Consider the following 9,947-nt stretch of genomic DNA (forward strand, 5'->3'; position numbering starts at 1 on the left):
TGATGTCGTCCAGTCGCCTGTCTCGCCTGCTCCTGATTGCCGGAGTTTCCCTCTCCTCCCTGGCGCTGCCGTCGGTCTCCCGCGCGGATGACGTGCTGAGCCAGAAGGTCGGAAAGCCTCTCCAGGACGCACAGACTGCCCTGGCAGCACATAACTACCAGAAGGCGATGGCTGCGGTGAACGCCGCCGCCGCCCTTCCCGGAAAAACCGATTACGAGACCTACACGATCGCGCAGATGCGTGCGGCCGTGGCAGCCCAGTCCGGCGATGTCGCCGCCGCGAGCTCCGCCTATGACGTCCTGATCGCCTCCCCCCGCACGCCGAAGGCCGCGAAGGCCCAGATGATGCAGGCCGAGGCGACGATGGCCTATAACGCGAAGGACTACGCGAAGGCCGTCCCGGCGATCGAGCGTTATCTGAAGCAGGTCGGTCCGGACCAGACGATGCAGACCCTGCTCGTGCAGTCCTACTACCTGCAGCAGGATTATAAGAACGCGGCCCGCGTTCAGAACGACATCGTCACCGCCATGATAAAGGCGAAGAAGACCCCGGCTGAAAACCAGCTGCAGATGCTTGCGGACTGCTATGGCAAGCTCAAGGACAGCAGTGGCCAGGCCGATGCCTACACCATGCTGGCCACCTATTATCCGAAGCCGGAATACTGGGCGCTGCTGCTGCATGGTCTGGAAACCAACGACAAACTGCCGCCTTCCCTGCAGCTTGATGTGGATCGCATCCGCCTTGCCGCCGGAAATCTGAAGGAAACCTCGGATTTCATCGATATGGTGGAAATGGCGGTGCAGGCGGGTCTGCCCCAGCTCGGTCTGAATCTGATGAACAAGGGCTATAAGCAGGGTGCTCTGGGCAAGGACGCCGGTGCCGCGCGCGAGGCCCGTCTGAAAGCTCTTGTCGTCAAGCGGACCGATGAGAAGAAAGCCTCGCTCGATGCAGATGCGGCGGAAGCGGCAAAAGCCCCGAGCGGCAACGCGCTGATCATCGCGGGTTATAACTATGTCCTGTATGGCCAGACCGATAAGGGCATCGGCCTGATCAAGGAAGGCATCACGAAAGGCCAGACCGATCCGAATATCGCCCGCCTGCATCTGGGACTTGCCCAGATGGATGGCGGACGGATGCAGGATGCGATCACGACCCTCAACACGGTCGGGGGTGATAACGGCGCAAAGCAGATCGCCCGCCTGTGGGTGCTCAAACTGCACGCCGCGAAATAGGCCCGCACCACATCGGGACAGTCATGAAAGCCGGGGCCTGCGCTCCGGCTTTTCCGTTTCAGGAAGGATACTGTAAACTGCCTCCCGTATCGAAGCGGGGAGCAGGATAATGGCCGGAACGGAAACAGCACTTCATCACGCGGATGACATGCTTGAGAAGAGTCTCGAACGGCTCTTTGCCTTTCTGCGGATTCCCTCCGTCTCGACCCAGCCCGCCCATGCGGCAGACTGCCGCGCCGCCGCGGACTGGCTGGTGCAGGATCTGACCTCGCTCGGATTTAAGGCCGAAGCCCGGACAACCCCGGGTCACCCGATCGTGCTGGCACACCGGCCCGGCCCGGATGGCGCCCCGCATGTGCTGTTCTACGGCCATTACGACGTGCAGCCTGTCGATCCGATCTCCCTGTGGCACTCCGCTCCGTTCGAACCCGTTCTGAAAACCCGTGAGGACGGTACGAAGGAAATCGTCGCGCGCGGTGCCGCCGACGACAAGGGCCAGGTCATGACCTTTATCGAGGCCTGCCGCGCCCTGATTGCTGCGGACGGGGCGCTGCCGGTCAGCGTGACGATGGTGATCGAGGGGGAGGAGGAATCCGGCGGCGAGAATCTCCCGCCCTTCCTTGAGACATATCGTGATGAACTCAAAGCCGATGTCGCGCTGATCTGCGATACCGGCATGCTCGCCCCGGACCGCCCGGCAATTACGACCATGCTGCGCGGCATGTGTGCCGAGGAAGTGACGATCCGTGCCGCCGCACGCGATCTCCATTCCGGTATGTATGGCAACGCGGCCGCTAATCCGCTGCAGATTCTGTGCGACGTGATTGCGGGGCTGCGCGACCCGCAGACCGGTCGCGTCACGCTGCCGGGATTTTATGACGGCGTTCCGGAAATCTCCCGGGAGATCCGCGATCTGTGGAAAAAGACCGGCCCGTCGGATGCGGAGATGCTGGGCGGCGTCGGACTGAGCCACCCTGCCGGAGAACAGGGATATTCCGCCCTGGAGCAGACCTGGGCGCGGCCTTCATGCGAGATCAACGGCATCACCGGCGGCTATACCGAGGAAGGCTTCAAAACCGTCATCCCGGCACGGGCAACGGCGAAAATCTCCTTCCGCCTCGTGGGAGAGCAGGACCCTGAGGCCATCCGCACGGCGCTGCGGAGCTTCATCACGGACCGCATCCCTGCGGACTGCACGGCGGAATTCCACGCCCATGGCGGTTCCCGGGCCAGCACCGTGCCCGGTACGCTGCCCGCCCTGCAGCTTGCCCTTGCGGCGCTTAGGGACGAGTGGAACACCGAAGCCGCCGTGATCGGCTGCGGAGGCTCCATCCCCGTCGTCGGAGATCTCAGCCGCATCCTCGGCCTCGACTCCCTGCTTGTCGGATTCGGGCTGGATGACGACCGGATTCACTCCCCCGATGAGAAATACGACCTGACCTCCTTCCATAAAGGCATCCGCTCCTGGGTGCGGATTCTTGCCGCCCTGGGAAAAGGCAGCGCATGACAGACATTCTGCCCCCGCTCGCCCTGACTATGGGTGATCCGGCCGGGATCGGGCCGGAAATCACGGCGAAGGCCTGGCGCAGGCTGCGTCAGACCGGCCCGGCCTTCGTCTGGATCGGCCCCGTTGATGCACTGCCTGAAGACCTCCCGGCGGAGGAAATCAGCCGCCCGTCCGGGATCGGTGATCTGTTCTGCGAAGCCCTGCCGGTCATTAATCTGAACCTCGCGCAGCCGGTTTCCCCGGGGCGGCCCGATCCGGCCAGCGCCCCGGTCATTATCGAGAGCATCATGCGCGCAGTCACGCTGACGCAGACCGGGCAGACTTCCGGCGTCGTCACCTGCCCGATCAGCAAGGCCGTGCTCAGCGCCGGAGGGTTCCGCCATCCGGGCCATACGGAATTTCTGGCCGAACTGTGCCGCGTGCCGGGCCGGGAGGTGATGATGCTTGCCGGGCCGGAACTGCGCGTCGTGCCCGTTACGATCCATGTTTCTCTCAGGGATGCGCTCGACAGCCTCACGACAGACGCCATCATCGCCGCGGGACGGACCACGGCAGAGGCGCTGCGCCGGGATTTCGGCATCGCGCAGCCGCGCCTGGCCGTGGCGGGCCTCAATCCCCATGCGGGGGAAAACGGTCTGATGGGCACGGAAGAGAAAACGCTGATCGCTCCGGCCATCGCGGCGCTGCGGGCTGAGGGCATGGACGTGACAGGTCCGCTGCCGCCGGACACGATGTTCACACCGGCCGCGCGTGCGCGCTATGATGCGGCTTTATGCATGTATCATGATCAGGCGCTGATCCCGCTCAAGACGCTCGATATGGAGCACGGCGTGAACGTGACACTCGGCCTGCCGATTGTGCGGACCTCTCCGGATCACGGCACGGCCTTCGATATCGCAGGGCAGGGAACCGCCAGCCCGGAAAGCCTGATCTCTGCCCTGCAGCTTGCATGGCAGATGGCCGGATACAGAGCAACAGGATACAGAAAAAACGGAGGAGCAGACAGATGATGTTCGGAAAGAAGAAAACGGCCTCCTCCGCCCTGGTGCCGCCCGTCCGTCTTGGCGTGAATATCGATCACGTCGCCACCCTGCGGAATGCGCGTGGCGGCGCCCACCCCGATCCGGTTCGCGCGGCGCACGAGGCGGTGCGCGGCGGCGCGGACGGCATCACGGCGCATCTGCGCGAGGACCGGCGGCATATCCGTGATGAGGATCTCGTCCGTCTGCGCCGGGAGCTGTCCGTGCCGCTCAATATGGAGATGGCCGCGACGGAGGAGATGGTCTCCCTGGCCGAGACGCTCCGGCCCCATGCCTGCTGTATCGTTCCCGAACGGCGCGAGGAGGTGACGACGGAAGGCGGGCTGGATGTGGCGGGCAGTCAGGCGCAGCTTCTGACGTATATTACCCGGGTAAAAAACGCCGGAATACGTGTTTCTCTCTTTATAGACCCGGACCCGGTCCAGATCCGTGCCGCCGCCGCCGTCGGGGCGTCCGTCGTGGAACTGCATACCGGGGCCTGGGCTGCCGGAGCGGACGGAGAGATGGAGCGGCTGAAAGAGGCGGCGCGACTGGCGGCGGAGCTTGGTCTGGAGGTTCACGCCGGACACGGGCTGAGCTTTGGAAATGTGGCCCCCGTTGCAGCCCTGCCGCAGATCCGGGAACTGAACATCGGACATTTCCTGATCGGGGAAGCCGTTTTCGATGGCCTCGCCCCCGTGGTGGCGCGGATGAAGACGCTTATGGGCGCGGCAAGGAGGAAGTGACGGCCTGTTCCTTGAGATGAGCTAGTTGTTTTTCCAATTTTGCTCTCATGTGCGTGAGTTTACCATATAATCGATCTAAATTATAGGAATCTCTGTTGAAATATTCAGATGATATACTATCTAATCTAGAAGATTTATAAAGTAAATTTCTTCGGTGTTCAGTTTCTTTTATATTTATTTTTATATCGTCTAATTCTAACTTTAATAAAGATATTTTATCATTTAGGGAAATATCCTTGGAATTATTCTTCTCCGCTTCCTTAATCTGCTCGACAATATTTTCCTCGGTACCGAAAATTTCCGTCAGTCCCGAATAGGGCAGGAGATAAAGCGATTTCCCTCCTGAACAGCGACGATATTCATCAAGCAGTTCGGGGCGCGGCTGAAACGCGCCGTTTTTCCTGATCCACCAGTCAGCTTTCTGTTCCTCCGTCACGAAAATACAGTGAATCCTGCGGGTGGCGGCTTCCTGCAGGATCGTTTTCCAGATCAGAAAATCCCCGATGCCGCCATCATCCTTTCCGCTGTCCTTATACCCCGGAGCGATCTGCAGCTTCGCCCGCCGGGCACATTCCCGGATCAGCCCTGCGCGTGAATGGTCCTCTGAACTGTTCTCGGAAAAGCTGAATTCCTTTACGCAGCCGCTCAGAACCCTGCGATAGAGAGCTGAGACGGGATCATCGCCGATATTCTTCTTCAGCCGCTGAATGACTTTTGAAAGACTCTCGGCAAGCTCTTTCCCTTTCCGGACGTACTCCTTTCCGGCCTCCCGGGCGGCGGCATAATCCGGATCATTTTCCAGAAGCGGGGAGGATTTTTCAAAGACCGGTGTTTTCGCCCTTTCGATGGAGGTTTCGAGAACCTGCGCAATATCTGCCAGTTTCCTGCCGCGATTTTTGTAAAACTCCCGGACGGCCTGCCCCGGAACGACAAGCTTCTTTTTCTCTGCAAGCTTTTTATAAATTTTTTCCGTCGCCTCCACGGAGGCCTTGCTGAATTCCAGCGGCAGCAGAAGCACATTGGCATCAAGAACGACAAAACATTCGTCCCGGACTTCATCCAGCGGCGGCTGCCGGTGTCCGAGCAGGGCTGCCGCATCCGGGTAGAGATCGGTCAGCAGAAAGGCTTCTTCCGGACCGGGTGCGGGGGGCTGTTTCTTCTGATCAGACATCGGATTCCTGCATTCCGGAAGCGCGCAGGATGCAGGATGTGTGCGGATGATGGCAAGGTGACGTGGCCGGGCGGTATGGGGGCATTGTGTCTGCGCTTCCTCTTGACGCAGGCCGGGAATCTGCGTATCAGGCGCTCCGTGTGCCGGCGTAGCTCAGTTGGTAGAGCACGTCATTCGTAATGATGGGGTCGGGAGTTCGAATCTCTTCGCCGGCACCACGCGCCCGCCGCGGGGCCTCCCCTTCGTAAAATATGTTGTCCGGTCGGGTAAAAAACCGCAGCCGCGTGCCAGACACATATCGGCTGTCCGGCAGGTCTGCTGGACATATTTTTACCGACCTGTTTTAAAATTCTTTCTCTTTTCCGTTTATTCAGAACGGAGGCCGGATCTTCCGGCTGCTCAGGAAAGATGCGGAGGTCACACGCCCGGTATGTCATCCGAACCCAGATCTGATGTCACCCCGGATCCTGTGCAGCGGATTGCGGAGGAGCTTCCGGGATATCGCGCGGCGCCGTTCGAGACGCTGGTGCTGCGCGACGTGGCGGAATGTCCGTGCTGCGGGCTTTATCAGAAGCTCGGCCGCATCGACGATAACCGGATCGCGTCCTGCTCCCGCTGCGGGCAGACGCTGGTGCGGCGCAACCGCTCCGGTCCGGTCTCGCTCCCGCTGGCATTCTGCATCACGTCCGCCGCGCTGTATCTGGGCGTGCTGTTCACCTCCCTGATGACGCTCAATCTCTATGGCCGGGAACGGACGGTGGTTCTGATCACCGGGCCTCTGGAGCTTTTCCATGAGGGCTGGGGGCCGCTGAGCGTTCTGGTGGGGCTTGCGACGGTGTTCGCGCCAGGAGCGGTGATCGCGCTGATGGCGCTGATCCTGCTGACGGCGCGGCGTCCGTCCCTGCCGCGCTGGGCGCCCGCGCTGCTCAAATGGTATGAGCGGCTGCGGCCCTGGTCGATGATGGAGGTCTATATCCTCGGCGTGCTGGTGGCCTATACCAAGCTGGTCGATCTTGCGTATGTGGATGTGGGACCTGCAACCTACATGATCGGCGCGCTGATGATCAGCATGGCGGCGACGGACCAGACGCTGGACAGCAATCTTTTCTGGCGGCACCGCAGGATCATGAAGACCGTCACGCTGCCGGACGGGCAGAGTGTTCCGGTGCGGCAGATCACGCCCGAGGACGGGGCGCTGCCGCCTGCGACGCATATGGCGTCATGCAGCTTCTGCGGCCTTGTCGGTGTGTTTCCGAAGCCTGTTTCCCTCACGGGTGTGGTGGCGAAATGTCCGCGATGCGGTCATCAGGTGCGCCGCCGCAAGCCGGACAGCCTCAACCGGACGACGGCGCTGCTGCTGGCGGCGCTGATCTTCTATGTTCCGGCCAATCTCATGCCGGTCATGACAGTCATCAAGCTGGGGCACGGGTCGGGGCATACGATTATGAACGGCGTTGTCGAGCTGTGGCAGGCGGATATGATTCCGCTGGCCCTGCTGGTCCTGTTTGCGTCCATCACCGTTCCGGTTGCCAAGATTCTCGGGCTGAGCTGGATGCTGATCGGGATTCACTGGCATTCGGACCGGGCGCTGGTTTTCAGGACCCGGTTCTATCGCGTGATCGAGCTGATCGGCCGCTGGTCCATGATCGACGTGTTCATGATCTCGATTCTCGTGGCGATGGTGCGGTTCAGCAATCTTGCCAGCATCAGCGCCAATGGCGGTGTCGTCTCCTTTGCCGCCGTCGTTATTATCACTATCTTCGCGGCCTCTGCGTTTGATCCTCGTCTCATGTGGGATGTGGCGGGGAAGAACGGACAGGTCTTTTCCTCTTCCGGGAAGAAGTCGCACCCGGATGCGGAAAATCAGGATGCAGCAGAAATCAGCAGGGAGCCCGCACGCGCGTGAGTGACCAGAATACGCCTTCATCCTCCGGTCAGGACAACGATCTGTCCGAGGCGGAAGTCAAGAAAGCCCGCTTCTCCTTTGTCTGGGTCTTTCCCATCGTTGCCGTTCTGGTGGCGGGATATCTCGGCTGGAAGAGTCTGGCCGAGCGGGGGCCGGACATTGTCCTGATTTTCGATACGGCCGACGGGCTGACGAGTGGTCAGACGCAGGTGAAGAACCGTGCGGTGACGCTGGGTACCGTGACCTCCATCAGCCTTGCGAAAAACATGAAGCAGGTTGAGGTGCGGGTGCACATGAACTCGGAGGCTGCGTCTCTCCTGACGGAGAAGGCGAAGTTCTGGGTGGTGCGTCCGCGGATCAACGGGGCGAGCGTATCCGGTCTCGATACGCTGTTTTCGGGCGCCTATATCGCGTTCGATCCCGGCCCGCCCGGCGAAAGCCCGCCCTCGACCCATTTCCGCGGGCTTGAGGGACCGCCGGGCGTGCAGTCCGGCCAGCCGGGGCGGACCTATACGCTCGTGACGGATGCGATCGGCTCTCTCGGGCCGGGGACGCAGGTCTTTTTCCGCGATGTCGATGTGGGAGAGGTTCTGGACTACACCCTGCCGCCGGGCGGGCGCGGGCCGATCCTGGTCGATTTCTTCGTCCGTGCGCCCTATGACAGCTATCTGCGTGCGGATACGCGTTTCTGGAACGTCTCGGGCGTGAAGATCGGGATGGGTTCAGGCGGGCTGAGTGTTCAGATCCAGTCCTTCGAGGCGCTGTTTGCGGGCGGAATCGCGTTCGGTCTGGCGGATGACGGGCAGAAGGAGCATCCGGCCCCGGCGCATACCGTGTTCCGGCTCTACAGCGACAAGGATGCGGCGGCCGCTGCGGCCTATCACCAGCGGATTCCGGTCGCGACCTATTTCTCCAGCTCCGTCAGCGGCCTGACGACGGGCAGCCCCGTGACGATGTTCGGCATTCAGGTCGGTTCCATCACGGATGTCCGTCTGCTCGTGAACACCAAGACGGGCGAGTCCCGCGTGCGTGTCGGGATGGAGATCCAGCCGGAGCGGATCTTCACGCCGGACCAGCTGCGTGACGTGGATATCATGCAGATGCTCAGGCAGCAGGTGAAGCTCGGCCTGCGGGCTTCCGCGCAGAACACCAGTTTCCTGACGGGTGAGATGCAGGTGTCGCTCGGCTTCGTGAAGAAGACGAAGACTGAGGAGGCCTATATGGAGGGCCGCGATCTGGTGCTTCCGGGCCAGGCTGGGGGCATGGACGGCATTATGGAGTCCGTCTCGGCCCTGACGGACAAGCTCTCGGCCATTCCGTTCGAGCAGATCGGCAACAGCGCCGGCAGCCTGCTGGCGCATGCCGATGCCCGGATCAACAGTCCTGAGGTGAAGGAGGCTCTGGTGCAGATGCGGGATTCGCTGAAGCATCTCAACGCGCTTCTGGCCGATACCCGCAAGGGGGTCGATCCTCTTCTGGCGCGCCTGCCCGAGATGTCGCGCGAGCTTGATCAGACGCTGGCAAACGCCAATCTGCTGCTGGCGGGCTATGGGTCCGAGGGAAGTTTCGGCCGCAGTCTGCAGGGCATGGTGACGCAGCTGTCCGGTGCGGCGCGCTCACTCCGTCTGATGACGACCTATCTCACCAATCATCCTTCCTCTCTGGTCACCGGACGCTGAGACATGACGCATTTTCGCAGGATTTTCCGCAGAACTCTGCCCGCAGTGCTTGCCGCGGGCCTGACAGCCGGTCTGACGGCCTGCTCATCCTCCGATCCGTCCGTCTGGACATTGTCCGCCGTGCCGGGATCGGCCATTGCGGGCGGTCCGGCAACGGTCGAGGTGCTGACCCCCGCCGTTCCGCAGGGGCTGGATCGTGACCGGATCGTCCTTGCGGATACGGGCAGCCGCCTGAAGATCTCCTCCTCCGATGCCTGGAGCGAGGCGCTGGGCATGGAGATCGGCCACGCGCTGACATCCGATCTGACCGGGCGTCTTCCGGGCAGCACGGTCTTCTCCCAGGCGGACGGAATGGGCGGCACGGCGGCCCTTGTCGTCGAGTCCGTGATCCGTCGCTTCACGCGCGACGGGTCCGGCACGGCGATTCTGGAAATGCAGTATACGATCAAGAGGGCGTCGGATAAGGCACCGTCCCCGGGCCGTCTTGTGCGTCTGACGGCACCTGCGGGCGGCAGTACCCAGGCTTTCGTGACGGCTTTCAGCAGGCTGCTCGGTGAAGCGGCTGACCGGATCGCGGAGGATATCCGCGCCGTGCAGCCCGCCCGCTATCCGTAATACCAACCGTTTCTTGATCAGACTCACGGGGTACCCATTGGGCTAAAAATGTGATTCACAGGATGCTGATCA

8 protein-coding genes and 1 tRNA gene are annotated in these 9,947 nt (G+C 61.7%); 8 read left to right on the top strand and 1 reads right to left on the bottom strand.

Annotation, left to right across the window (positions count from 1 at the left end; genetic code table 11):
• Window positions 1-2: 2 nt before the first annotated feature.
• The 4 genes from LOC54_RS04080 to LOC54_RS04095 all read left to right on the top strand — a co-directional run bounded on the left by LOC54_RS04080 (window position 3) and on the right by LOC54_RS04095 (window position 4,504).
• Window positions 3-1,232, top strand: coding sequence for a hypothetical protein (locus LOC54_RS04080; protein ID WP_279312555.1), 1,230 nt, complete (start codon window positions 3-5; stop codon window positions 1,230-1,232).
• A 109-nt stretch (window positions 1,233-1,341) separates the two neighbouring features.
• Entirely contained in the window at window positions 1,342-2,739 is a 1,398-nt protein-coding gene (locus tag LOC54_RS04085; RefSeq protein WP_279312556.1) for a dipeptidase, read from the top strand.
• Complete coding sequence (gene pdxA, locus LOC54_RS04090) at window positions 2,736-3,749, top strand: 4-hydroxythreonine-4-phosphate dehydrogenase PdxA (protein WP_279312557.1); 1,014 nt, start codon at window positions 2,736-2,738, stop codon at window positions 3,747-3,749. The genes LOC54_RS04085 and pdxA overlap by 4 nt, the downstream gene beginning before the upstream one ends.
• Window positions 3,746-4,504, top strand: coding sequence for a pyridoxine 5'-phosphate synthase (locus tag LOC54_RS04095; RefSeq protein WP_279312558.1), 759 nt, complete (start codon window positions 3,746-3,748; stop codon window positions 4,502-4,504). The genes pdxA and LOC54_RS04095 overlap by 4 nt, the downstream gene beginning before the upstream one ends.
• Here LOC54_RS04095 and LOC54_RS04100 read toward each other — a convergent pair.
• Complete coding sequence (locus tag LOC54_RS04100; protein ID WP_279312559.1) at window positions 4,479-5,675, bottom strand: PIN domain-containing protein; 1,197 nt, start codon at window positions 5,673-5,675, stop codon at window positions 4,479-4,481. The genes LOC54_RS04095 and LOC54_RS04100 overlap by 26 nt on opposite strands.
• Before the next feature lie 142 nt (window positions 5,676-5,817).
• On the opposite strand from LOC54_RS04100, the gene LOC54_RS04105 reads away from it, so the two are divergent.
• The 4 genes from LOC54_RS04105 to LOC54_RS04120 all read left to right on the top strand — a co-directional run bounded on the left by LOC54_RS04105 (window position 5,818) and on the right by LOC54_RS04120 (window position 9,875).
• A tRNA-Thr gene (locus LOC54_RS04105) sits at window positions 5,818-5,893 on the top strand.
• Between the two features lie 212 nt (window positions 5,894-6,105).
• Window positions 6,106-7,581, top strand: a complete 1,476-nt coding sequence (locus tag LOC54_RS04110) for a paraquat-inducible protein A (RefSeq protein WP_279312560.1) — start codon at window positions 6,106-6,108, stop codon at window positions 7,579-7,581.
• Window positions 7,578-9,260, top strand: coding sequence for an intermembrane transport protein PqiB (locus LOC54_RS04115; protein ID WP_279312561.1), 1,683 nt, complete (start codon window positions 7,578-7,580; stop codon window positions 9,258-9,260). Before LOC54_RS04110 ends, LOC54_RS04115 begins: the two co-directional genes overlap by 4 nt.
• A gap of 3 nt (window positions 9,261-9,263) precedes the next feature.
• Window positions 9,264-9,875 (top strand): PqiC family protein, encoded by a 612-nt coding sequence (locus LOC54_RS04120; protein WP_279312562.1) that lies wholly within the window; start codon window positions 9,264-9,266, stop codon window positions 9,873-9,875.
• The last annotated feature ends 72 nt before the right edge of the window (window positions 9,876-9,947 follow it).

The sequence above is a fragment of the Acetobacter sp. AN02 genome (assembly GCF_029759835.1).
In the GTDB taxonomy this organism is placed as follows: domain Bacteria; phylum Pseudomonadota; class Alphaproteobacteria; order Acetobacterales; family Acetobacteraceae; genus Acetobacter.